Below are 25,283 nucleotides of genomic sequence, written 5' to 3'. Positions count from 1 at the left end.
TAAAAGAAATGGGCTTCAAAATCGAAGCCCATTTTCATGTTAACTATATACTTCAGATTAATTTCCTCCACGAACCCTGCTCTGCTCATCGCTAGTGTCCTGTTTTCTTACCTTTTTGCTAATCTCCTTCCCTATTTTCAATGTCGCTGAAAACAATATGGTCCTAGAATCCAAGTTGAATTTCTGATTCATTCTTACACCTCCAATATGAGACTCTGCTTGATAGTTCATAGTCTTGAATATATCATTGGCAGCAAGCTTTAAGGATAGTTTATCATTCCAAACCGATTTCATCACTCCAGCAGAAACAAACCCCCTCCCTTTCTGACGAAATACACCATCAGTCTGGGGTGAATTATATTGCCCATTCAGTTCAAAAGACCAGCTTTTAGGAAATTTAAAAACATGGGTACTCTGCAAGGAATAAGACCACTCCCGGTTATCGATTTTCTCGTTATTGAAAGATCCGAAATAATGATTTTCAAACACGTTTCCATTATTGATCGTAGTCCAGAAACTAACAGGAGAATAAGTGTGGTTTATATTTAAACCCTTATTTCTAAATCCTTCAATATTTGCAATCGACCTGATCGTCACATTTTGTTCCGGCAATTGGGTGAGGACACTAGTCATTACATCTTTCACATCGGTATAATAGAAAGAGGCATGAAGGTTTCTGCCAAATGAATAATTCAGTTCAATTGAGTTGGCAAGTTCAGGCTGCAACAAAGGATTCCCTTCAAAAAACACAAAGGCATCAACATAATAACGGAATGGATTAAGGTTTTCATAATCCGGCCTATTGATCCTTCTGCTATATGAGACCTGCAAACTGTGCATATCGTTGATTTTCCTGCTCACAGAAGCACTTGGAAAAAGATGGCTATAATTCCTCTCATTAACAACTGCATTGGTCAGTTGGTTGCCTATAGCATTGGTTGCCTCAAATCGCAGTCCAGCAGTGATATTCCAATCATTGGCCTCCAAAAGATAGTTGGCATAGGCAGCATGGATTTTCTCCTCATATAAGAAATGATTGCTGGTACTTTTGTCATTTACCCATTGCCCGTTTCTTAATGTATCATTGATAGCATTATTATCTGCTTTAACAAAACTACTTTTCCAACCTACCTCTAGATTCTGATGTTCACCTAGATGATGTAAATAGTCTAACTTACCAACATAAAGCTTAGTGGATGATGGTGTTTTATTTTTTCTGTGAGAAAAGAAACTAGGCTGGTAGGCTGTCTTCTGAAAATCTGACCTCAACTCCTGATCGGCTTTATAATCAGCGTTCATATATTCAAAATCAGCAGATAGAAGGTGCTCCTTCTTTCCCATCGAATGTTGAATATTTGCCATGACAGTATGGTTGTTCCATTTGCTCACATTGCTGTTATCGGTAAGTGAATTCGATATCATTTCATCATTGAGAAACAGTATATTATTATAACCATTATTGAAATTCTTATAAGTTCCGAAGCTGCCTGACCAAGCTAATCCCATAGAAAGTTTTTCAGAGGCTTGAAAATCAATTCCAACTTTTGCATTGTTAGTTTCTAGAGGTTCGTCCGTCTGAGAATATTGCATTGATTTCCTGGCTTGGCTATCATTGGGATTTTTCTCAAAGAAACGGTCAAAGTTTCGATATTCCCTTTCCCCACGATAACCCCTATCATAACCGGCACTAAAATTCCATTTATTGATTTGGCTATTAAAATTGAACCCTGCACCATATCTTTCTTTTCTGCCGGCACCAGCAAAACTGTTCACAGAAAGGTTATAGCCTGCTTTTTTCCCGTTTTTCATCACGATATTAATCATTCCGCCCATGCCTTGAGCATCATATTTCGCCGATGGATTTGTAATCAGTTCAATGCTTTTTATGGAAGATGACTGAGTGCCCTTTAAGAGGGTAGCCAAATCTTTAGGTGATAGATAGGATAATTTTCCATTGATCATCACCGCAACATCTGACTTCCCGCGCATACTGATATTCCCATCATCATCCACTTTAACAGCAGGTGCTCGTTGGAGTATTTCGAGAGCCGTCATACCTTCAGACAAAACGCTATTCTCAATATTGATAACCATACGGTCCGATTTCCTCTCAATAAGCTTGCGCTCACCTGTTACTTGAATTTCCTCAATGTTCTGAAAAATTGCTGTTAATTGTAAAATTCCCAATTTCAAACCATTATTGGGAATATCCAAATCCTTCTTCTGAAATTCGGAATAACCCAATAAAGTTATTTTCAAATCATATCTTCCAGGTTTGATTTCCAGAGAGAAACTTCCATCATCTTTAGAACTGACTGATTTTTCATCTCCTGATAAATGGTTTTTCAATATAATGGTAGCCTGACTGACGGCAGAATTTTCTTCGTTATGGATAATTCCTTCAATTTTGCTTTGTCCAAAAAGGACCGTTGAAAACAACAACAATAAAGCACATAGTTTATGACGTAATAGCATATATATAGATTATATTTAATGGAATGGCTTATTGTTTTCATAGATAAAGATGTTAGGCTCTAGATACTTTCTTTTTTTTCTTTCTTCTGCCCCACCAGATTAAGAATCCTGTAATTGGCAATGAAGTGGCAATCACCCCCGCCAAGAAAGTTGATAATTTCCCGAATTGTCCCCACCATTGGCCCATATGCAATTGCCAAACATAGTTCTCTACCTTTTCATGTAGCACAAATGGCCTTTCAACCTCAATATGTTGACCGTTATATTTATCATAGACTTCCATACCTAGGTTTTCTGTGCTTTTTAAACCTGATACCCCCATCTGAAAGGTATAAGCACCAACATTATCGAGACTATAAAGCCAAATGGATGCATTCTTCTTATCTGGATTTTTTTCCAGGGCTTGGTAAGCAAATTGAGCAAGATCCAAGGAAGTCTTTGATTTATCCTCTGCAGGCAATGCAGCCTCCAGATGCTCATCAGACCCGCCAAATGACGTGATAATAGCCGTACCTAAGGAGCCATGAAAAAAGATGATGATGCCTGTAGCACTTAGAATAAAACACAACAACAGCGAATAGAATCCATAAACATTGTGAAGGTCATAATTCAATCTTTTGAATTTCGCTTTCCATTTGATCGTGAAACTATCCTGTTTTACCTTCCTCGTCCATCTTTTTGGCCACCACAAGATCAATCCTGTAATGCAGCTAATCAGAAAAATTACGGTAGAAATTAAAACAACCCATCCTCCAAATGCATGCGCCAACAGATTGGAATGAAGATGCGCAGTTACAAAGAAGAAATGTATGGTATAATCGACTTTCAATACTTCAGCCGTATAGGGATTGATATAAATAAGATTTAATTTTTTGGTTTCCTCATTGAAAGCTCTAGCCCTAACCGATCTTTTAGGATCATTGAAAAACACCAATTGAGAGATTTTAAGATTAGGATTAAATTTCTGAACAGATTCCATCAATTGATCCGCAGTTGCTTTAGGTCCTCCCAATTCCACATTCTTGGCATCACCAGCTGATAGTTCCAATATTTCATCGCAATAAACGATAATAGTCCCTGTAAGACATACAAAGACTACAATCAATCCAGAAACTATAGATGGCCACAGGTGTAACCAAGCGTTTAATCGGGTAAACCAATTTTTACCCTTCTTTTTAGGAGGTGCAGCACTGCTGACTGGCTTAGGTTTTGTTTTCAGTTCGAAATTTTGCATGTCTTGATAGGTGATTAGAAATAAACTACCGCGAGTGTTTATCCTCGCAGTAGTTTGGCATTAGAAAAATCAAATTAGAACTTGAATGATAAATTAGCTAAGAATTCGAATGGCCTTTGCGGTTTACCAAACATATCCCAATATTTTATATTAGCAATGTTGTTTAATTTTACACCAACACGGTATTTGGGCTGGTCATAAAATACAGTACCATTAATTACTGCGTAAGATGGGATATAGAAATCATCTGCAATATTCATCAATACTTTGTCTACATAATTAAATCCAGCTCCAAATCCCAACCCTTTCACTCCATTGTCCAAGAATTTGTATGATGTCCATAAATTAGCTACATGTTTTGGAGTCCATGCCGGTGTTTTCCCAAGGATATCCTCTTCTCCCTTCACATATTTATTATCATTGTATCCATAGCCTGCAATAATATTCCAACCTCTTACAGGGTTTGCAATGAGGTCTACTTCAAATCCCTCACTTTTCTGCTCTCCGTCCTGAATGTTAACCCCAGTGGTTACCTCCATCAGCCTATTGGTGACCTTAATGTTGTAATAACTAACCGTTGCATTGATAAGACCATCCATCAGCTCGAATTTTGCTCCGGCCTCAATTTGGTTTGCTTGCTCAGGCTTCCACTTGATAATATCCGCTTGTTCAGGATCATCATTAATATTGGCAATACCTCTGGATGCAGCAATGTTCGTGAAACTGTTCATGTAATTCGCAAAAATCGAAACCTTGTCTTTTATCGGTTGATATACTAGTCCGATTTTGGGAGAAACATTGACTTGAGTATAGCCTTCAGTCTCGGTATAAGATTCTGGTGTTGCTCTTTGCTCTACCTTACCATTCTCGTCTTTTATCTCAGGCTGCCCCGGACTATAAGATTTAATGGTACCTTGTTGGAATCTATTAACCCTAGCACTCAGCATCACGAAAAATCGATCCGAAACATTAGTAACATTAGAAAGATAAGCACTGGATACATTGTACTTACTATCATCAACCCCATCTCCAAAACTCCTTTCACCTCTAGAAAGATCAACCTCAGAACGAGACAATGGTTTCCATGCCTGATCCTTTACGGATACCGTGTCATAGATAGCAAAGAATGGAACCATATATAAGTTTTTATTGGTATAGAATGTGGCATCAAGACCTAATAAAACCTTATTTTCTACTGATCCTACTTTATAAGAACCATTGAAATTTTGCTGGATTACGGAAAAGTTCAGACTGTAATCATCAAATATTCTATAACGGCGCTCGATTCTGTTGTCATCAACAATCATCGGAACCATAAAAATAGAACCCTTGTCGCCTGCGTTATTGTATAAGTAAGATGTTCTTGAAGTCCAATTTTCTGAAATCTGATGCTCAATCTCAGCACCAATGTTAATGTTGGTCCTATTGGTGGCGATATCATTTGAAGTAAGGGATCGATCATAAGGTAGATCCCATTCCTTCATATTTGACATGGTTAATTTATGTGTATTTCTTATATACGCCACCAATGGTTTTGTTGAATTGTACAGATCAGCATCAAACCTTACATTGGTCTTTGCTCCTGCTTTAAACAATAAGCTGGTCGCAAATCCAAAAGCCTTGCTCTTACCTTCATTTTGAAAACCATCATTGGTCATTCCCATGACGTTGAAACGTCCTAATGCAGTCCTGTCTTTATTTAACGGCGCATTAACATCTGCGGTCAACCTGTTCATGCCGAAGCTTCCGGTAATATAACTTACCTCTCCTCTGAAGGATTCAAATGGTTTCTTGGTAACGTTATTAACCACACCACCATAGGAAGTTACTTGAGCACCAAAAAGTGTAGCGGAAGGTCCCTTTAACACTTCGACCTTTTCTAAGTTGAATATTTCAGATACAGCTCTCGTGTTCACGGGAAGGCCATTCCTAACCATTCCTGAATTAAAGGTCGAAAAACCACGCAATAGAATGCCATTCCCACTGTCATTTATCCCATTGGAAACTACAGCTGAAGGAACTTGACCTAAAGCAGAAACATAATCTGTTGCTGCCGTTTCCATGATCAACTCTTTTGTAATGACACTATATGCTTGTGGATTTTCAAGATTTGCCAAGGGCATTCTCGCGATATCCTGAGTTTCTTTCCTTGCGTATTTATTCCTTTGGATATCCGATACAATGACTTCTCTTAATTGCGTAGAATTCGACTGTACCGTTATACGGTCCACCTGCAAAGTTTGTCCAGATTGAATCGTTACAGGAACTTCTTCGACCGTATAATTTGCATAAGTTACTTGTAGAACATATTTGCCAACAGGTGCAGTTAATATAAAATGACCCGTTTCATCTACGGCTGTATTATAACGGGTATCCTTTAAGCGGATCGAAGCATAGGATAATGGTTTACCATCAATGGTATAAACCTCTCCTTGAATGATGCCCGTCTGTTGGGCTAATAAAACTATTGGAATTAAGATTAAGATAGAAATCGTTAATGTAACCTTTAAAAATTGTTGAGTAAAATTTCCAAACATATATAAAACTTATTTAGATTAAATATAAATAATGAGGCAAAAGTATTACATTTGAAATTCCATTGATAACATTTAAGGGATATAAGACAACATATAAAGGATAAAATGAAGACCGTGACGCTAAAAGAACTCTATGGCAAAGATCATTTACATGAACTTTTAGACTCCACTGATCATCAGCAACTTAACAATGGATTTGAATTCAAATGGATTAAAAATGAATTGATAGAAGGTAAGTTAATGAAGTACCATGACGAAATGGTAACGGTCAGTTTTCAAGAGTGGAAGCTACATCAACCCTTTCTCTTAAGAGTGAACCACCAGTTTCCAATGATCAAAGTACAGTTTGAAATAGAAGGAAACTCTAATTTTGAAAGTGTCAACAATAAATCTATTGTTATTCCAGGAAACCATTACCAATTTATCAATATCCCTAAGACCAATGGATATATTGCGTATAACAGCTCTAGAAAAGTCTTGGATATTCATATTGAGGAAGATTATTTATTTGAATTACTTAAAACTCAAGGTTATTCTGAAAAGCATTTACGAGAGCATTTTTTGTTAAAGAATTACACCTTTTACCGTGAGGCATCAGTGATTAATGAACATCAAAAAAAATTAATCGAAGAGTTGCTGAATCATCGCTATCAATCTGAATTTGCCAAACAGTTTATAAGGACAAAAGCTCTAGAGTTGATCATTACTGTTTTTGCCGGCGCAAACAATCAGCTAAACGCTGTGAAATGGTCGCAGAATGACATTGAAATTATGTTAAATATAAAAAGTTACCTGGATGAGCATTTTCATGAAGAATTACATTTAAAAACTTTGACCCGAAAATTCGGAATCAATGAATATAAATTGAAAAATGCGTTCAAGGATTTATTTGATGATACTGTATTCAGTTATATTAGAAAGCAAAAATTAAAACGTGCAAAATATCTCTTATTAAATTCTGATTTAGAAATCAAGGAAATTGCTTTCTTGACAGGATTTAAGTATTCTCATCATTTCTCTAAGGTTTATTTTGATCACTATCATATTAAACCACAAGAGTTCAGGATTCAACATTCATCTTAATTCTTTTCAGATTTTGATTTTATAAGAGAATATTCTAATTTTAATAAAATGATTGTTTAAACAACAAATGATTTGTCAAACCAATTTAAATAAGTTTTCCCCTGTATGTATTTAGTGTAGAGGCAAGATTTATGACAACATACTTATAAAATAATGGTTAATAAGCCCTACCTTTGTAACAATATTAAAAGCAAATGAAAATCCAATTAAATACGATTGAAGAAGCAATCGAGGACATTAAAGCAGGAAAGGTCATTATTGTTGTCGATGATGAGGACCGTGAGAATGAGGGGGATTTTGTCACTGCAGCACGTAATGCTACTCCAGAAGTCATAAATTTCATGGCTACCCATGGTAGAGGCCTTGTTTGTGCACCTTTAACTGAGGAGCGTTGTAAGGAATTAAACCTGGGATTGATGGTAAATACCAATACTGCGGTGTATGAAACTAATTTTACTGTTTCTGTGGATCTTCAAGGATATGGCTGTACCACAGGTATATCTGCTTCAGACCGATCTAAAACCATTAAAGCATTAATTGATCCAAATATCAGACCGGAGGAATTAGGTCGTCCAGGCCATATTTTCCCTTTAATTGCTAAAGACGGGGGCGTATTGCGAAGAACAGGTCATACAGAAGCATCTGTAGACTTAGCTCGTTTGGCAGGATTTGAACCCGCAGGTGTACTTGTTGAAATCTTAAAGGATGATGGTGAAATGGCACGCTTACCAGACTTAATCAAAGTAGCTGAGCGTTTCGACTTAAAAATAGTATCCATTGAGGATTTAATTGAGTACCGCCTCAAACATGATACCCTAATTAAAGAAGAAGTAAGTGTTGAAATGCCAACGGAATGGGGAGATTTCAAAATGAAAGCTTTCACTCAAAAGAATACTGGCGAACAACATTTAGCACTCTACAAAGGTGAATGGAATGAAGATGAACCTATCTTGGTAAGAGTACACAGCTCTTGTGTGACAGGTGATATTTTTGGTTCATGCCGTTGTGACTGTGGACCGCAACTTCATAAATCAATGGAAATGATCCAAAAAGAAGGTAAAGGTATTATTGTATACATGAATCAAGAAGGCAGAGGCATAGGATTAGTGAATAAGCTACATGCCTATAAGCTTCAAGAAAATGGTGTAGATACAGTCGATGCAAATCTTCAATTAGGATTTAAACCGGATTTACGCGATTACGGAGTCGGAGCACAAATATTGAGATATATGGGCGTGACTAAAATGAAATTGATGTCAAATAACCCAACAAAACGTGCTGGATTAATTGGATACGGCTTGGAGGTGGTAGACAATGTGCCTATCGAAATCGTTCCAAATAAATATAATGAAGGTTACTTGAAAACAAAAAGAGATAAAATGGGACATTCCCTAAATAATCTTTAATAATATTGAAATGGAGGTTTTATACCTCCATTTTGTTTTTGAACCCCATGGTTCTACTTTAGAATAAACATTTCTTTAAACCAATTGTTCGATAAAAAAATAGACTATGAAGAATTCCCTTTTAATTGAAAAAGCATATCTTAACGGATCATTTATCAGTTCCAAAAAAACATTTGAGGTCATCAATCCATCCACGTTAAAACCCGTGGGTTCATTGCCAGACTTAACTGTTAAGGATTGTCAGAAATTCATCGATACAGCCCATAAATCTTGGGAAGCCTGGAAATCAACCCCTGTAGGCGAACGATCCAAGATGCTCAGGAATCTTTATAATTTAATCAACGAACACAAACAAGAACTTGCTGAAATTATGACCTTAGAGAGTGGAAAACCTCTCCAAGAATCATTGACAGAAGTAGACTATGCCAATTCATTTATTGACTGGTTTGCAGAAGAAGGAAAAAGAGCTTATGGAGAGACTATACCTTCTTTGGCAGGCAATACACGGATGCAAACCATTAAACAAGGTGTTGGTGTGGTGGCAGCCATTACGCCTTGGAATTTCCCATTGGCCATGATAACACGCAAAGTAGGACCAGCATTGGCAGCAGGTTGTACTGTAGTATTAAAACCAGCTTCACAAACTCCATTCTCAGCAATTGCATTAGCTAAATTAGCCGATAAAGCAGGCATCCCTAAAGGGGTATTCAATGTTATTACCTCTAAGGATAGCAAAGGAATTGGGAAGGAATTGGCAACCAATGAAAAAATCAGAAAAATATCATTCACAGGATCTACTTCCGTAGGGCGCACGTTAATGGAACAAGCCGCTTCAACTATTAAGCGTATATCATTAGAGCTTGGTGGCAATGCTCCATTCATTGTGTTTAATAATGCAGACATCGATAAAGCAGTAAAAGGTGCTGTTTCAGGAAAATTCAGAAATACAGGACAAACCTGTGTGTCCATCAACAGATTTTATGTTCAAGAAGAAGTATACAAGGAATTCAGCACGAAATTAACGGAAGCCGTTAAGGCCTTGGCTGTTGGTGATGGTCTTAAAAAAGGAACACAAGTTGGCCCATTGATCAATTCTGAAGGCTTGAAAAAAGTTGAAGAACATGTCCAAGATGCTATTGACAAAGGAGCAAAAGTAGCAACAGGTGGCAAACCAATAAAGGGCCTATTCTATGAACCTACCGTATTGATCGATATGCCAAAGGATAGCGTGATTTCAACAGAAGAAACATTTGGACCTATATGTGCCTTATTTAAATTTAAAACTGAAGATGAAGCTATTAAATTAGCTAATGACACTCCTTTTGGCTTGGCATCATATTTCTTTAGTGAGAATGTAAATCAATGTTTCAGGGTTTCTGAACAATTAGAAGCTGGAATGGTTGGCGTAAATACTGGACTTATTTCAAATGCCTCCGCTCCTTTTGGAGGAGTTAAGCAATCAGGACTCGGAAGAGAAGGATCCAAATACGGTTTAGACGAATATATAGAAGTAAAATATATCTGTTTTGGAGGAATCTAACCTCCAAAACATTACCAGATATGATATCTTAAACCTAGCATGACATAGTTAGGCTCAGTGATCCCATCCTTAAATTGATACTTCAGTTTATAAGCAGTGTATAAGGATAGGTCTACGGTTGGAAAGTAATAGCTCAATCCTACCTGACCATTTGCTTTCGTAAAATTTTCTTTCCTACGGATAGGTTGGTCATCAGGTCCTTCCACTGAATAGTCATAGGTAAAAAATTCTTGACCAAGGCCTGCTCCTAGAAAAATATTGAAATTCGATTTTTCCTTATCAAAGATATTCACCAAATAATCAGCACCTACGGCCAAAAGATCTCCCCTACCGTGGATTTGAGCTTGAACAGACTGATGGTTGCTGAAGTCATATTTACCTTGTACCCCGAAACTAGCATCATAAGCGGCATCATCTAATTTTAGATCACCAAAAAGTCCAAAAGCCCAGTCGTGTTCTTGTGCATTAAGAGCTAATGGAAAAATAAAAGCACATAAAATCCAAAGTAATTTCTTCATAATATATTGATTAATCTACTTGCTCACCCTTGGCCTTCCGGTATTTTTTATAGAGCTTAACAAGTATCATGAGTACAATTCCTAATCCTACAATTCCCACTACGCCAAAAATCCATCCAAAAGCTGATTTCAAGATGACCAAAAATACAATGGCAAATAAGATAATGGTGGACACCTCATTCCACATCCTTAATTGAGTGGATGTCCATGTTGATTTTTCATCTCTTAACTGATGCATGATTTGCTGGGATTTGAAATGATAGAGAACAAGTGCAGCAACGAAACATAACTTAACTTGCATCCATCCTACAGTCAACAATGCTGGGTTTACATATAACATCACCAGGGCTGATGCTATTGTAAGGTACATCGCTGGAGTTGTGATAACCCACCACAGCCTGTTTTCCATGACCACAAACTGTTTGTGCAATACTTGGTATTCAATATCAGTCTTTTGTTTTGCCTCGGTATGATAAACGAATAATCTAGGCATATAAAACAAACCTGCCATCCAACAAATAACAAAAATGATATGTATCGCTTTCGCGTATAAGTAAAGCATAAATCTTATTAATAACCAAAAATAGAAATTATATCCTCAATTAACGCCATGCTAACGTAATGATATCATAGAAAAGGAGCCTTCACAATGTGGAGGCTCCTTTTCTATGTTTAAAATATTAATATCTGAATTCTTTAATAACGTCAATAGCGTACTTAACGTTGTCAAATGGCATATCCGGCATAATACCATGGCCTAGGTTAAATATAAATCCATTCTCACCGCGCATACGCTCGAATAATTCTAAAATCTTTTTCTTGATAACAGGCTTATCTGCATATAATACAAATGGATCTAAATTTCCTTGAACTGCCATATTATGAGGTAAGGCTTTTTTGATGTTCAATAGGTCTGCATTCCAATCCACGGATACTACATCTGGATTTGCATCTGCCATAATCGGAGCAAACACAGAACTTCCTTTACTGAATGAAATGATTGGAACATCTTTTCTATTCAGTTTAGATATGATGTATTTATTGTATTTATGGGAGAATTCCTGATAATCATTCCATGATAGAGCCAGTGCCCAACTATCGAATAATTGTAAAGCATTCACTCCGGCCTCAATTTGCATGTTCAGATAATCTACCGTCACATCTGCAATTTTTTGTAAAATGCTGTGTGCCAATTCAGGCTGATTGTTCATAAAGGTCTTCGTCAATTTGAAGTCTTTTGAAGAACCACCTTCTACTAAATAGCTCAAAATAGTGAAAGGGGCACCTGCGAATCCAATCAAAGGAACAGAACCATCTAGACGATTTTGGATCACACGGATAGCATCACCTACATATTGCAATTTGTCCAAACAATCTACATTTAAGTATTCAGCATCTTTTGCTGTCCTGATCGGATTGGAAAATCTTGGCCCAACACCTTGCTCGAAAGAAAGGTCTCCACCCATCGCTTCCGCAGTAACAAGGATATCCGAAAATAGAATAGCTGCATCAACACCCAAGAGGTCTATTGGCAGCATGGTAACATCTGCGGCAACCTCAGGAGTTTTGCACATCTCTAGAAAGGAATATTTGTTCTTGATTTCCCAATATTCTTTCATGAATCTTCCTGCTTGACGCATCATCCACACTGGAGGTCTCTCCGTAGGCTGCGATAACGCAGCACGAATCAATAGATCGTTTTTTAAATTTTTGTCCACTATTTATGCTTATTTACTTCGTTTTGTATTTTCTCAATAATTGACTGTTGCCGCGCTGTCAACCGAAGTTTGGTCGCAACATCTAAATAGGCTTGTACACGTTCATAATCGTGCTTCCTCAGGTTGATATTGGCAAGGTTGATCAAGACCATACCCTTTTCATTGTCCTTACGCCATGGTAATCTTGAAGCTAATTGAAAATGATATTCAGCCTCCTCAATCCTATCCTCCTTCAAAGCGATGTTACCCATCATAAATTCATAGAAGTTACGCCTTCCTTTTCTTAGTTTATCAGGGTTCTTGATCTCCGCCAAAAGTTTCTTCGTTTTCTCATAATCTTGCTTATGAAAAGCTTGAGTCGCTAAATAAACCGTACCTTCTTTCAGATAACTCCAAACCAGGTAGGTAATACCGCCGAAAATATAGACAGCAATATTGTAATGCTTAGCGTAGATAGCATACAATAGGAATGCAATCGCAATTGCGATTACTATTTTTCGAGCTTGATTAGTCATCTGTAAGTTTAGTTCGAATTATCAGTAAACTTATATCCTACCCCACGAATGGAATGGAAATAAATTGGGTGTTTTTGATCAGGTTCAAAATATTTCCTGAAAGTCAGGATAAAATTATCAATGGTACGTGTTGAAGGATACACATCGTAATTCCAAACCGTCTCTAGGATTTGTTCACGAGAAACTGCTTCATTTCGGCGCTCAATCAATAACTTTAACAACATCGTTTCTTTTTTGGTCAAAGAAGTAATGGTACCATCAGCATGATGTAGTTCAAATGAATTGAAATAAATGGTCTTATCACCAATGGTATAGGAATTCAGTTCTTTCAAATCCTCACCTTTCATGCCTCTGCGGATCAAATTGCTAACACGTAAGATCAGTTCTTCAAGGTTGAATGGTTTAACCAAATAATCATCAGCACCTTTTTTCAAACCCGTAATGCGGTCTTCAGAGCTGTTTTTGGCAGTCAAAAACATAATAGGAACTTCAGAATTCTGAAGCCTGATCGTTTCTGCTACTTGAAAGCCATCAATTTCTGGGATCATCACATCTAGGATAATCAGATTGAAACGCTCTTCCTTAAATATTTTTAATGCTTTCTTACCATCTGTCGCGGTAGTAACACGGTATCCTTCAAGCTCCAAGTTCAATTTGATAGCTTCCAAAAGATGCTCTTCGTCTTCAACTAATAGTATACGTTGTTTAGTTTGCATAATTTTCAAAAATAACTTCAAAAATGCTACCCGTTGGGTTATTATTTTTCACCCGAATGGTGGCATTGTGTTTTTGTAATACTGTTTTAACAATATATAACCCCAAACCAGTCCCTTTGGTTTTACGGGTTGCCTCACTGCCTACTCGATAAAACTTATTAAATATAAGTTTTTTTTCTTCATCGGGTATTCCTTCTCCATGATCTGTCACAGAAAAAAGAAGGTTTCCAGCCTGTTGCTGCAACTTCACAAAGACGGTGGCACAGGGAGGTGAATATTTGACAGCGTTCTCAACCAAATTCGTGATGACGTTGGTGATCGCAAATTTATCCGCTTTGAGTTCAATGTTGGGCTCCAAATCATATTTTATAATCTGCGATTTGCAAGCATTTTTCTGAAGACGGTCAATAATCTCTTCAACCAAAACCGTCATGTTAAAAGCCTCCTTCGGCAATTGATAAGCTCTGTTCTCCAATTTAGTCGTTAATAATACGTTTTCAACCAAATCATCCAAGCGCTCAATATCCTTTAGTGAATTCGCCAAAAAAACCTTTTGCTGTTCCCTGTCTAGGTCCCTTTTCAAAATGGTTTGGATATACAACTTCACAGATGCCAATGGAGATTTCAATTCATGGGTAATCGCCAACAGAAAGTTTTGTTGTTGCTGGTTAATTTCATGCTCTCTTTTTACTTGCTTTTTAAGCTTTAAAGCCCCCCAAACAAAAATCAGCATGAAAATAAGACCTTCCCCTATAATCATACCTTTGCGGTCAGGTTCAAATTTTACAAGAATATAACCCCACCATAGCAATTGTGTAATTGCATAAAATATAAGAAAATAAAATAGAAATAAAGCTTTCTTCATATACTATGTTTCCTGCGCAAATGTACTTAAATACGTCCTTATTAGGAAGTAAGCCCAACTTTATGACAGTAAACTTAGATTCCTTGTTGATTAAGGAAACATTAGCCCTTATATTTGCACATGTTCCAAGATAAAAAGCATATATTTTTCGATTTAGACCATACCATATGGGATTTTGACAGGAATGCTGAAGAAACTTTGCATGAATTGTATTTCAGATATTCTTTTGATCATATCTTCAACTCTCCCACCTCCGAAACCTTCATCGCTACATATACAACCAACAATCATAGATTGTGGGACTTGTATCATCACGGCAAAATAGACAAACCAACTTTAAGAAAGCTAAGGTTCGCTGATACATTTACTCAATTGGGTGTAAACCCCGAACTCTTTCCAGTTGCTTTTGAAGAGGAATATCTAGAGATCTGTCCGACCAAAACTAATCTATTCCCAAATGCACATGAAACGCTAGGTTACCTGCAAGACAGATATACTTTACATTTGATTTCAAATGGCTTTAAAGAAGCCTGTGAAAAAAAATTGGAACATAGTAAACTCGCTCCTTATTTCGATACTATCGTTATTTCAGAAATCGTAGGAATTAACAAACCTGATCGTAGGATTTTTGAACATGCTCTTAAGAATGGTAAAGCAATTAAAGAAGAAGCTGTTATGATTGGTGACAATATAGATGCGGATGTACGCGGCGCTCAGAACGCAGGTCTAGAAGCAATATTCTTTAATCCTTTGGAAGTTGAAAAACCCCAGGATATAAACCATATGATTAAAGATCTTAAAGAATTGCAGCAGATTTTTTAATCCCTGCCGCAACGATTGTTACTTTATTATTTTCTGCAATAATCTCGTATAAGCAGCAGCGATTTTCTCCATGCCCAAATCGTTGGGATGTGCATAATCAACTGTTGAACTATTATCCAATCCGATTTCTTTCGAGGTCAGCCAGTAAAGATTCTTATCCCCATTATTCTGCAATTCCTTCACAGTTTTTTCCGCTATTGCGGAGCTCAAATTATAGCCATCGGTATTCTTCTTGTTTAATACACCTGGTACCTGGCTGGAACTATGTGCTGCTATGACTATTGGCGTATTGGGATGTTCTGACCTGATTGTTTTGACTGCATTAACAATTAATCCAATCAACTTTTCTTCGGTCCTTTCTGCTGTAATGCCAAGATTTGGAACACAGTCCAAAATAAATACAGACGCATCTTCTTTTTTAATCAGGTCTAAAATGGGCTGTTCCAATCTACCATTCCCAGAGAAAGCTAGATTAACAACTTCTTGATCAAAGTTTCTACCCATCCAATTCGTCCAGCCCAAGCCCGGCCTACTTGCGCAAGCACCCTGTGCAATAGAAGTACCATATACAATAATAGGCTTGGTCTTCTGATGTAAAAATTCGAGCTGATCGTTTTCACCAATGCCCAATTCCATCCATTCTACTGAATTGTACAATGGGAGATAGAGTCGATAGGTCGAGTTAGGCTCAGTTACATAGTTCTGAAATGTATAACTAATAGTATCCTTAAAACTATAATTCCCCGTTATCCAGTTCCAATGATCGCTATTTGATGACTTAGCATACAAATCCAATCCAGAAACCCCAGTAGATGGCATGTGAGGCATATTTAATCCTCCATTCACTTTATATTTCACAACGATACTGGATGCATTGGTTTTAAAATCTACATACACTCCTGCAGCATCTTGGCCTAGATTCCAGACGGGCTCTCTAACTTCGTTTTTTAGATATAAAGGCAATCGAGCATATCTATCCTCTGCTTTAATGGCACCCACCCGCCCTTCCAGAGCGTTTTCTTGAAGGATATTGTACCATTTTTTCTCTTGTGCAATACCACAAATACTTAGGACACAAAAAAGAGAGCCCAATAGGCTCTCTTTCCAATATTTAAATAACTTAAACATTATAATTCTTTTACAGTGATGTTTCTCAACCATACATCGTCGCCATGATCTTGGAATCCGATGACACCTGATTTCGATTTACCACCTACGTTGTTCAACAATTCAAATGCTAAAGGCCATTTTTCCTTGCTGAATTTACTAGCTTCCAACAATTGGGTCCATTCTGGAGTCCACAATTCATATTCCACTACCTTTTCGTCATTTTGGTAATGTGTAACCTTACCTTTGTTCACTACGATTTTTGCTCTGTTCCATTCTCCAGCTGGGAACGCATTCTGTGGCTTCGCAGGAATCATATCATATAATGAAGATGATTTACGGTTGCCGTCAACGCCCATTTTGGCATCAGGATGGTTCTCGTTGTCCAGTAATTGAAACTCCGGACTTGAAATATAAATCGGTTGACCTTTGATTTCCTTCGCTAAGAAGAAAGTCCCTGAGTTACCACCTTGTGAAATTTTCCATTCAAACTCCAATTCAAAGTTTTTGAAGTCATGAGCAAAGATTAAGTCCCCACCTTCTGGGTTTTGTACACCTGCAGGAGCTTTAGAGAATTTTAAAGTTCCGTTATCAATACCCCATTTGCTAGGCACATGATCCTTACCATAACCTCTCCATCCATTTAAGGAAGATCCATCAAATAATACGTAGGCTCCAGCGGAGTTCTTTTTAAAGTCTTTTAGCGATACTTTAGGCAAATCAAGTACTTCATAGGCAGGAGTATCTGCTCCTTTGGTTGCAGTAGCATTCTTGGTTGCACACGAAGCAACAGTCAAACCAATTGCACCTACTAATACATACATAAAGTTTCTTTTCATAGTATAAAGTTGATTAAGTGAAAGTCTAATTTAATTATTCTATTTGTAAAACCAAGCATTAAAATTGTTGACCGCCCATATCTTCCATATCCTGACCATTCTGTTCATTATCTTTCCTTCCGAAATTTTGAAGACCGAATCTATAAGTAAATGAAAGCGTAATCATTCTTCTCATCCAACGGTGTGAAAATTGTGTTTCTCTGTTTGGAAGATAGTTGTGCATCGAGAACTTACGGGTATTGAAAGCATCCCTAACATTCAACATTAAACTTGCTTTATTTTTAAATAAGTCCTTTTTCAATGCTACATCCACACCTTTCATTGGATTCATTTCCCCTTGCATGGTTTTCATTCCACTCCGATAATCTCCCCTTACCTGAGCAGAAAATGTAGGTGTAAATTTAACGTTGGTGGTCAGGTTAGCATTCCAGTTAAAAGATTCACGACCTACCAATCCCAAGCCATCTTTCGGATGAAAAGTAATATGAGATAAATTGGCATTACCTGTAACATCCCACCAATTGGTAAGATTCACTTTTGTAATCAACTCGAAACCCATCGCATCTAGGTCAGAAGCATTTTCCCATTTCATATAAGTAACGTTGGTTCTGTCACCTACGATATCAGAAATTAGATCCTCATCATAAATCACGGGTTGGGTTTGGTCATTTACGCGACGATAAAATACCGATGATATAAAGTTCCATTTTTCGTAGAATTTCGAGAAGCTCAACTCTGTTGCGTGAATATCTTCCGGCAACAAGTTGGGATTACCTTGGCGGTAGTTTTGAACATCTGAAACATCAATGAACGGATTTACCTGCCAACCTCTTGGGCGTTGTACCCTGCGTGAGTAGCTCAATTGAACCTTGTCACCTTGACCTTCCCCTACTGAATAACTCAAGAACACACTCGGGTACAATCTAAAGTAATCCAGCTCTCCTTTATCATTCTTAATAATGGAAGGGTTTTCTAAATCATGGGAATAAATATTGGTATTCAAGTTTGCTTGTTCAGCCCTTAAACCCAACTGAACTCCTAATTTCTTGGTTAATTGTCTTTGATAATTTGCATATAGGGCATGAACTGTACTTGCCATATCAAAATCATTGGTAATTCTATAGTCAGGCAAAAATTGCTGAGTCAACGAATCCAATTCTTCTGAATATTGGCTCTCATCAGAATATCTTAAGATACTACGGTATCCAGCTTCAAATTTATGATTCTCCCCTAATGGCAATACATAATCCAATTGCATGTTCCAATTTTTTCCCGATTCGGAAGTATTGTTCACACGTTTAAGATCTGCATTTCCATTCGCAAATGTTTGATGAAAATCATTAACCCCATCCTCAGTATCATAACCAAATGATACATTGGCTGAGATTTCTTCACCTTCACGCTTTAATGTCCTCTTGAAATCCAACTGTGCATCAATCCCTAAATCATCTTCATGTTGTAAGGAATTACGGAAACTGCTAGAACCTAGCCCTGGTACATTCCAGTAGCTATAATTAATATCATTACCGCGCTCATTGTCCCTTAAACTCAAATTCGTTGTGAGGCTTAATGAGGTCTTTTCATTCATGTAGTAATCAGCACCTAGGCGAATGGTATTGTTATAACCCAATCTTTTGCTCTCTTCATTACTAACGGTCCTTGGACTTAGGTCAGTAATCACACCATTGATATAATCTACGTTGTCAGAAAACCCATCACCCAAACTATTTCTTCTACTAAAATTATAGTTTCCGAAATAGTTCATCTTCCCATCTCGGTAATTAAGTGTTATGCCTGCATTTGCATTTTCATATGATCCACCAGATGCATTTACTGATCCATTAAGACCTAAACGAGCATTTTTCTTAAGGATAATATTAATAATTCCGGATTGTCCTTCAGCATCATATTTTGAGGAAGGATTGGTGATAATTTCAACTTTAGAAATTGCGTCTGCAGGAAGTGATTGTAGGAATGCATTGATGTCAGACCCTGCCATAGCGGATTCTTTACCATCTACCAAAAATCTTACACTACTTGAACCACGAAGACTGATACTTCCATCTGATTCTACTTGTAAAGTCGGAACATTTCCCAAAAGATCCTGAGCTGATCCTCCGACACTGACCATGCTTTGAGATACATCGAATGTTTTCTTGTCAATGCCGATCTGCAGGTCGGGTAATTTCCCTTGAACCACGACTTCAGAAATCAATTCGCCCTCTTCGGCGAGGGAAATAGTACCAAGGTCAATATCCTTACCAGGAGCGACAACAAAATTATTGCGGGTATAGGTTTTGAAACCTATGTAGGTAACCTGTAGGTTATAGGTTCCGGGGTCAACTTCTTGGATGTCAAAATTACCATTGTTTCCGGTTTGTTGACCGCGGATATAGGCGTTGTTTACAGTGGACAAAAGACTGACACTAGCTCCAATGGCTGGTGATACACTGTCTTGTTCCAAAATACGGCCTTTGATGTTGACTTTCTGTGCAAATAAAATTAGTGGGAATAATAAAATTAAACAGCTTAGGGCTTTCTTAAGTAGCATTACGGGTTTCTTTCTTTGTGATTTTATTCCCAAAAATGCAGATAAAATGCTTAAGTAATCTTAACGTAACTGTATTATTACGAGTTATTTTACTCTACAGAGACAGTTAATCCTTCGGCTTTGAGGATTTTGCGGTAAACCTCAACTTCGGTCAGAGACCCCTCGAGGATTATGCATTTTCCTTTGGTATGTACCGTCCAAGCGATTCTGGAGGCTTCCATTTCGGTATACTGAAGGTATTCGATCAAGCATTCGATGACATGATCGAAAGTATTGAAATCATCATTCCACAAAATCAACTTGTTAGATTCCTTGGCAACAGCAAGGATTTCTTCCAGGGTAAATGTTTCTTGTTCAACTTCAACGCTCATAGAGCAAAAGTAGCTTATTTTTCAAATAAATCAGTATTTTAGCTGAATTGTTTATTAAAGTTAGACCTATGTTTCAATCAAAAATTGCGGGTTTGGGCTATTATGTCCCCAAGAACGTATATACCAATAATGACCTGACTCGTTTTATGGAGACGAGTGATGAATGGATCCAAGAACGAACAGGAATAAAAGAACGCAGATACGCCAATAGAATCGGAGAAACAACGACTAGCATGGCGGTGGAAGCTTCGAAAATAGCAATCGAAAGAGCAAATACAACAGCTGAAGAAATTGATTTTGTCATCTTTGCAACCCTATCTCCAGACTATTACTTCCCTGGCTGTGGGGTATTGCTGCAACGCGAAATGGGCATGAAAGAAGTCGGTGCATTGGATGTCAGAAATCAATGCTCGGGATTTATTTATGCCTTGTCAATCGCAGACCAATTCATCAAAACCGGAATGTATAAAAACATCTTGGTGGTAGGTTCGGAGAAGCATTCATTTGCTTTGGATTTTTCAACACGTGGTCGTGCTGTTTCTGTCATCTTTGGTGATGGTGCCGGTGCTGTAGTCCTACAACCTACAAACGAGGAAGGTAAAGGGATCTTGAGTACGCACCTACATTCAGATGGCTCAGAAGCTGAAAAGCTGGCTATGTACTTCCCTGGAGCATCAGCAGGCTATTACCTAGGCGAAAATATGCCGAAATGGCCAGATGTTGAATTAGGTGAAATGCTGATGACCAAAGAAATGTTGGACGATGGTTCTGCATTCCCATACATGGATGGTCAGGCAGTATTCAAAAAAGCTGTAGTTAAATTCCCAGAAGTAATAGGTGAAGCTCTAAATAAAAACAACCTTAAAACTACAGATATTGATATGTTAATTCCACATCAGGCAAACCTGAGAATTTCACAGTTTGTACAGAAAACATTGGGATTAACTGATGATAAAGTTTTTAATAACATCCAAAAATACGGCAATACAACAGCCGCATCAGTTCCGATCGCCCTTTGTGAAGCTTGGGAAGAAGGAAAAATAAAAGATGGTGATCTGGTATGTCTTGCTGCTTTTGGCGCTGGATTTACTTGGGGATCAGCACTTATACGTTGGTAATAGATAATACTTAAAGAAAAGCGGGTTCAGAAATTCTGAACCCGCTTTTTTTATAGTCGTTAATTTAATTGTTCCTCTTTGATCGTGTTTTCAGGTTTAACGCCTTTTTCTACATTTTTATTCACAGCAGCACCTTTTTTCTTGGTAAACCCAGAGTCGAATATCATGTCCCAAATTGCTGAGCTGACGCCAAAGCCTCTATCAGGTTCTGAATAATGGTGCAACATATGGTGATCCTTGATCTTCTTGAAAAGACCCGATTTGAAGTTAGCATGATGCATGGCATAATGACACTCATCATAAATCAAATATCCTAACAGAAAACCTGAGAAAAAGGCCGCCAAAGTATACGGTGAAAAGAATAAACTAAAGATAAAATAGATAATGGCTGCCATAGGAATACTTGCCGACAGAGGCATCACTAATCGTAATCTATCCTTCGGGAAATCATGATGTACACCATGAAAAATAAAATGAACACGCTTCCCAAACTTTGAGGACGGTTCATAATGGAATACCCATCGATGTAGAATATATTCAGCCAGTGTCCAGAAAGCAAGTCCAAAGAAATAATACATAACTACAGTTCCTACTGAAAGCTCTCCTGGGACCAAGGCTCGCCAAATAAAATAAATCTTTACCGGAATCCAAAAGATAATCGGCACAGACCAATGCACCTTAGTCAATGATTCTAAAAAATCATTCTTAAACATCCTTGAAGATTCAGTTGAATTCGAAACGTATAACTTCTTTGCCATATCCTACAAAAATTTCATTTACACTTGAGGTTAACGGATTTAACCCATAAACAGCTCGATTGACCACTATTTAAGTACACAAATTTAAAATTTTGCCTGTCAGTGTGTGCAAAAAACTAATATTTTGACAAAAATACGATAATAGTCAAAAATATAGACAAATTCTATAATCGTTTAGGGTATTCTTGCCATTATGATAATAAGAACAAATGGAAGATGGATTTGTTCCACCATGGTTGGTGTCTCCACCAACCATACAACCCTATAGGGCAATGTCATTAAATTTAGAAAAAACAAGGCCATATACCCCAAAACCCTGTAGGGGTTAAATGCCGTAGGCATGAAATATGTCTTAAATGCCATCGGCATGCCATATCTATAGAAATGAAAATCACCTCAAACACCAACGCCGTAGGTGTGGCATGTTTGTTTAACACCCTGCTATAATAGTGTCACCCCGATGGGGTTAACCTATTACAACAAACGATTATCACCCCATGAAACCCTGTAAGGGTATAACTATTATAGTTCCATGCCTTCACCGGCCAATATTGTTCCTAAATCATAAAAATAGTTTCCTAATCTTGCGATTAGGATGACACACATATCGAGGGAAATGGGGCGATTTTTGGGGAAATTTAGGCGCGGCGAGCCGCACCTAAATTTCCCCAAAAATCGCCCTTTTTAAAAAAAAGAAAGTGTCATTCCAGAGCTTTAGCTCTGGAAACTATTTTGTGGATATAATAGCAAGGGATTTAACAAACATGTCACGCCTATGGCGTTAATTTTTGTTTGCTATGCATTTTCTATAGATATGGCATGCCTCTGGCATTTAAGAAACATATAACGCCTACGGCGTATCATGCCGCTGGCATAGAATTAATTGATGGTTGGTGGGGACACCAACCACGGCACTCGAGGGGATTCCAACCTTACTTTCTGAACAACCAATTGATTTTCGTAGACGCATACATTTATCCGAAGCCGAATCCCGCTCATTTTCATTGGCGGCAGGATGGATAAAATGCCGATGCCTTTGTGCGTCGGCCTTGCCCTTGGATGCTTTCAAGCAATTATCTCCTCCAAAGAGATAATTGGTTAGAACGGCATCCTCGGCAAAAAGGCATTTTGTTCATGAGCGTGGGGATTGTGCGACAAGCCACCTTAAATGAGCAAGCGTTTTTGGTTACTTTTGCGCCTCAAAAGTAACGTATAATGCCATGGAATGGCATTATTATTTAGGGTTAATAAGCCAATTTAAGTCGCAAGACTTGAGCTAGCACAACTGAAGATGGTTGGTGGGGACACCAACCACGGCGTGCGGTTTACCAACCATACCACTCATTAGGTCTACTGGCATCCTTATTATTAATATGTTTGGATTAATACTTCTGATGGAATGTGTAATTTTTCAGATAATTTACGGATCATATCCAAAGTTAATTTTCGCTTTTTATTTAAAATTTCACTTGCTCTACTTTTCAAGCCAATTACTTCCGCTAAATCATTTTGGGAATAGTTGAGTTGTTCCATTCTAAATTTTATAGCTTCGATTGGATCTGGAAGTTCGATAAGGAAGTGTTCATCTTCATACTTTTCTAATAAAATTCCTAAAATTTCCAATTCATCACCTTCTTTTGTTCCGGGTTTTGCATCAAAAATTAATTCAAGTCTATCTAAAGCTTGAAAATAATCTTTTTCTGTTTTTATTGGTTTTAATTTCATCCTACTAAATTTTGTCTCCGTCTATTTTGTCATATTCGGCATGAGTTCCAATAAACCGAATCCACATCATTTGATAATTAAAATTAATCTTCACAATTAATCGATAATTATTACCTTTTATGTTAAAACAAACTCTGTTGTCATCTAAAATACTTGCACTTGGATATTCAACTTTTAATTCATTTAAGTTTTTCCAAGTTCCTTTGTTAGCTTCATGATACCACGATTTCAACTGCTGTTCGCAATCTGAGTGGTTTTCCCAAAACTCTCGCAATATTTTTTTTGCTATAACTCTCAACTATTTTTTTTATCCAAAGATAATAAAAATTCCCAAAATGGGAATTTTCAACTTAAACTTGTTGATAAATTGTCTTATAAGGACTTTTGTTAAATATTAAAATTTAGAGAGGTGTATCACCTCCTTCAATCTTAAACCCACAAAAAAAAGCCGTCACAATGTGACGGCTTTCCCTATACAAATTATAATTCTTTATTATCCGTTTGAAAGCGCTGCAGCACCAGAAACGATCTCTGTCAATTCTGTTGTAATAGCTGCTTGACGAGCTTGGTTGTACGACAATTTCAATTGGCGCAACAAGTCACCTGCGTTTTCTGTAGCTTTGTCCATCGCTGTCATACGAGCTCCATGTTCTGAAGCATGTGAGTCCAATACAGCTTTATATAACTGAATCTTGATTGCTTTCGGGATAAGCTCTTCGATGATCTTCTCTTTCGAAGGTTCGATGATATAGTCCAATTCTGCAACGTTGTCATCTTCTTTGTTGTCAGGCAAAAGAGGTAGGATTTGCTCTGACGTCAAGATTTGAACTGCTGCATTACGGAATTGGTTGTATACCACTTCAACACGGTCGATGTTTCCTTCTTTGTATTGATCCATTACATATTCAGTAATCTTGGAAACATTTTCAAAATCTAGGTTATTGAAAAGTTCGTTGTTATTACCGATAACGTTGAATTCACGCTTACTGAAGAAATCCTGACCTCTTTTTCCGATAGCAATAATACTTACATCTCCTCTTGCGAATTGATCAGCGTATTTATTTGCAATCAAGTTGTTTGCAGTTTTAATGGCATTAGCATTGAAAGCTCCCGCCAATCCTCTGTTGGAGGTCACCACGATGATCAACACCTTTGTAGGGATACGATCTTGTGTGAAAGGCGAGTTATTACCTTCTACTGAGGCTGAAACCTGAGCCAATATCTCTCTCAATTTCGTCGCGTAAGGACGCAATTGGATAATAGCATTGGTTGCACGTTTCAACTTCGCTGCAGAAACCATCTTCATTGCTTTGGTAATCTGTTGCGTAGAGGTAACGGAGGTAATACGATTTCTAACTTCTTTTAAGTTTGCCATATGTCTGGTT

Annotated in this window: 22 protein-coding genes; 5 read left to right on the top strand and 17 right to left on the bottom strand. The window is 37.5% G+C overall.

Annotated elements, in window-relative coordinates; all coding sequences use genetic code 11:
- Positions 1-57: 57 nt before the first annotated feature.
- From CRT24_RS01745 to CRT24_RS01735, 3 genes are all read right to left on the bottom strand, one after another.
- Positions 58-2,475, bottom strand: coding sequence for an outer membrane beta-barrel family protein (locus CRT24_RS01745; RefSeq protein WP_099369540.1), 2,418 nt, complete (start codon positions 2,473-2,475; stop codon positions 58-60).
- A 52-nt stretch (positions 2,476-2,527) separates the two neighbouring features.
- Positions 2,528-3,709 (bottom strand): PepSY domain-containing protein, encoded by a 1,182-nt coding sequence (locus CRT24_RS01740; RefSeq protein ID WP_099369539.1) that lies wholly within the window; start codon positions 3,707-3,709, stop codon positions 2,528-2,530.
- Positions 3,710-3,783: 74 nt separating this feature from the next.
- Positions 3,784-6,246, bottom strand: a complete 2,463-nt coding sequence (locus CRT24_RS01735) for a TonB-dependent siderophore receptor (RefSeq protein ID WP_099369538.1) — start codon at positions 6,244-6,246, stop codon at positions 3,784-3,786.
- A gap of 105 nt (positions 6,247-6,351) precedes the next feature.
- Here CRT24_RS01735 and CRT24_RS01730 point away from each other — a divergent pair, with 105 nt between their 5' ends.
- From CRT24_RS01730 to CRT24_RS01720, 3 genes are all read left to right on the top strand, one after another.
- Positions 6,352-7,329: an AraC family transcriptional regulator gene (locus CRT24_RS01730; RefSeq protein WP_099369537.1), complete on the top strand. Its 978-nt coding sequence runs from the start codon at positions 6,352-6,354 to the stop codon at positions 7,327-7,329.
- A gap of 194 nt (positions 7,330-7,523) precedes the next feature.
- Complete coding sequence (locus tag CRT24_RS01725; protein ID WP_099369536.1) at positions 7,524-8,735, top strand: bifunctional 3,4-dihydroxy-2-butanone-4-phosphate synthase/GTP cyclohydrolase II; 1,212 nt, start codon at positions 7,524-7,526, stop codon at positions 8,733-8,735.
- A gap of 106 nt (positions 8,736-8,841) precedes the next feature.
- Positions 8,842-10,275 (top strand): NAD-dependent succinate-semialdehyde dehydrogenase, encoded by a 1,434-nt coding sequence (locus tag CRT24_RS01720; RefSeq protein ID WP_099369535.1) that lies wholly within the window; start codon positions 8,842-8,844, stop codon positions 10,273-10,275.
- Positions 10,276-10,286: 11 nt separating this feature from the next.
- Here the strand turns inward: CRT24_RS01720 and CRT24_RS01715 are convergent, their stop codons facing one another.
- The 6 genes from CRT24_RS01715 to CRT24_RS01690 all read right to left on the bottom strand — a co-directional run bounded on the left by CRT24_RS01715 (position 10,287) and on the right by CRT24_RS01690 (position 14,607).
- Positions 10,287-10,793 carry an outer membrane beta-barrel protein gene (locus CRT24_RS01715; protein ID WP_099369534.1) on the bottom strand — a complete coding sequence of 169 codons (507 nt, stop codon included), beginning with the start codon at positions 10,791-10,793 and terminating at the stop codon, positions 10,287-10,289.
- A gap of 10 nt (positions 10,794-10,803) precedes the next feature.
- Positions 10,804-11,355: a protoporphyrinogen oxidase HemJ gene (gene hemJ, locus CRT24_RS01710; protein ID WP_099369533.1), complete on the bottom strand. Its 552-nt coding sequence runs from the start codon at positions 11,353-11,355 to the stop codon at positions 10,804-10,806.
- Between the two features lie 118 nt (positions 11,356-11,473).
- Positions 11,474-12,511, bottom strand: a complete 1,038-nt coding sequence (gene hemE / locus CRT24_RS01705) for a uroporphyrinogen decarboxylase (RefSeq protein WP_099369532.1) — start codon at positions 12,509-12,511, stop codon at positions 11,474-11,476.
- The gene (locus tag CRT24_RS01700; RefSeq protein WP_099369531.1) at positions 12,511-13,026 is read right to left on the bottom strand and encodes a hypothetical protein; all 516 of its coding nucleotides are present in this window, start codon (positions 13,024-13,026) and stop codon (positions 12,511-12,513) included. The genes hemE and CRT24_RS01700 overlap by 1 nt, the downstream gene beginning before the upstream one ends.
- Positions 13,027-13,034: 8 nt before the next feature.
- The gene (locus tag CRT24_RS01695) at positions 13,035-13,742 is read right to left on the bottom strand and encodes a response regulator transcription factor (protein ID WP_099369530.1); all 708 of its coding nucleotides are present in this window, start codon (positions 13,740-13,742) and stop codon (positions 13,035-13,037) included.
- Positions 13,732-14,607, bottom strand: coding sequence for a sensor histidine kinase KdpD (locus CRT24_RS01690; protein WP_099369529.1), 876 nt, complete (start codon positions 14,605-14,607; stop codon positions 13,732-13,734). The genes CRT24_RS01695 and CRT24_RS01690 overlap by 11 nt, the downstream gene beginning before the upstream one ends.
- Before the next feature lie 120 nt (positions 14,608-14,727).
- On the opposite strand from CRT24_RS01690, the gene CRT24_RS01685 reads away from it, so the two are divergent.
- Complete coding sequence (locus CRT24_RS01685; protein ID WP_099369528.1) at positions 14,728-15,429, top strand: YjjG family noncanonical pyrimidine nucleotidase; 702 nt, start codon at positions 14,728-14,730, stop codon at positions 15,427-15,429.
- Between the two features lie 18 nt (positions 15,430-15,447).
- Here CRT24_RS01685 and CRT24_RS01680 read toward each other — a convergent pair whose 3' ends face one another.
- The 4 genes from CRT24_RS01680 to CRT24_RS01665 form a co-directional block, all read right to left on the bottom strand.
- Complete coding sequence (locus tag CRT24_RS01680; protein ID WP_180269037.1) at positions 15,448-16,557, bottom strand: SGNH/GDSL hydrolase family protein; 1,110 nt, start codon at positions 16,555-16,557, stop codon at positions 15,448-15,450.
- Positions 16,557-17,375: a DUF1080 domain-containing protein gene (locus CRT24_RS01675; RefSeq protein WP_099369526.1), complete on the bottom strand. Its 819-nt coding sequence runs from the start codon at positions 17,373-17,375 to the stop codon at positions 16,557-16,559. The genes CRT24_RS01680 and CRT24_RS01675 overlap by 1 nt, the downstream gene beginning before the upstream one ends.
- A gap of 58 nt (positions 17,376-17,433) precedes the next feature.
- On the bottom strand, positions 17,434-19,926 hold the full coding sequence (locus CRT24_RS01670) for a TonB-dependent receptor domain-containing protein (RefSeq protein WP_099369525.1): 2,493 nt from the start codon (positions 19,924-19,926) through the stop codon (positions 17,434-17,436).
- An 89-nt stretch (positions 19,927-20,015) separates the two neighbouring features.
- On the bottom strand, positions 20,016-20,297 hold the full coding sequence (locus CRT24_RS01665; protein WP_099369524.1) for an ATP-dependent Clp protease adaptor ClpS: 282 nt from the start codon (positions 20,295-20,297) through the stop codon (positions 20,016-20,018).
- Between the two features lie 68 nt (positions 20,298-20,365).
- On the opposite strand from CRT24_RS01665, the gene CRT24_RS01660 reads away from it, so the two are divergent.
- The gene (locus CRT24_RS01660) at positions 20,366-21,415 is read left to right on the top strand and encodes a 3-oxoacyl-ACP synthase III family protein (RefSeq protein WP_099369523.1); all 1,050 of its coding nucleotides are present in this window, start codon (positions 20,366-20,368) and stop codon (positions 21,413-21,415) included.
- A 59-nt stretch (positions 21,416-21,474) separates the two neighbouring features.
- Here the strand turns inward: CRT24_RS01660 and CRT24_RS01655 are convergent, their stop codons facing one another.
- The 4 genes from CRT24_RS01655 to atpG form a co-directional block, all read right to left on the bottom strand.
- Entirely contained in the window at positions 21,475-22,173 is a 699-nt protein-coding gene (locus CRT24_RS01655) for a sterol desaturase family protein (RefSeq protein ID WP_257213932.1), read from the bottom strand.
- Positions 22,174-23,541: 1,368 nt separating this feature from the next.
- Positions 23,542-23,898, bottom strand: a complete 357-nt coding sequence (locus CRT24_RS01645; RefSeq protein ID WP_099369521.1) for a type II toxin-antitoxin system HigA family antitoxin — start codon at positions 23,896-23,898, stop codon at positions 23,542-23,544.
- Between the two features lie 4 nt (positions 23,899-23,902).
- The gene (locus tag CRT24_RS01640) at positions 23,903-24,196 is read right to left on the bottom strand and encodes a type II toxin-antitoxin system HigB family toxin (protein ID WP_099369520.1); all 294 of its coding nucleotides are present in this window, start codon (positions 24,194-24,196) and stop codon (positions 23,903-23,905) included.
- A 195-nt stretch (positions 24,197-24,391) separates the two neighbouring features.
- Positions 24,392-25,273 (bottom strand): ATP synthase F1 subunit gamma, encoded by an 882-nt coding sequence (atpG, locus tag CRT24_RS01635; protein WP_099369519.1) that lies wholly within the window; start codon positions 25,271-25,273, stop codon positions 24,392-24,394.
- Positions 25,274-25,283 lie beyond the last annotated feature (10 nt).

This window comes from Sphingobacterium sp. 1.A.5 (assembly GCF_002734235.1).
Classification (GTDB): domain Bacteria; phylum Bacteroidota; class Bacteroidia; order Sphingobacteriales; family Sphingobacteriaceae; genus Sphingobacterium; species Sphingobacterium daejeonense.
Note: the sequence above shows the minus strand (reverse complement) of the source record. Positions and strands in the feature narration are given on the sequence as shown.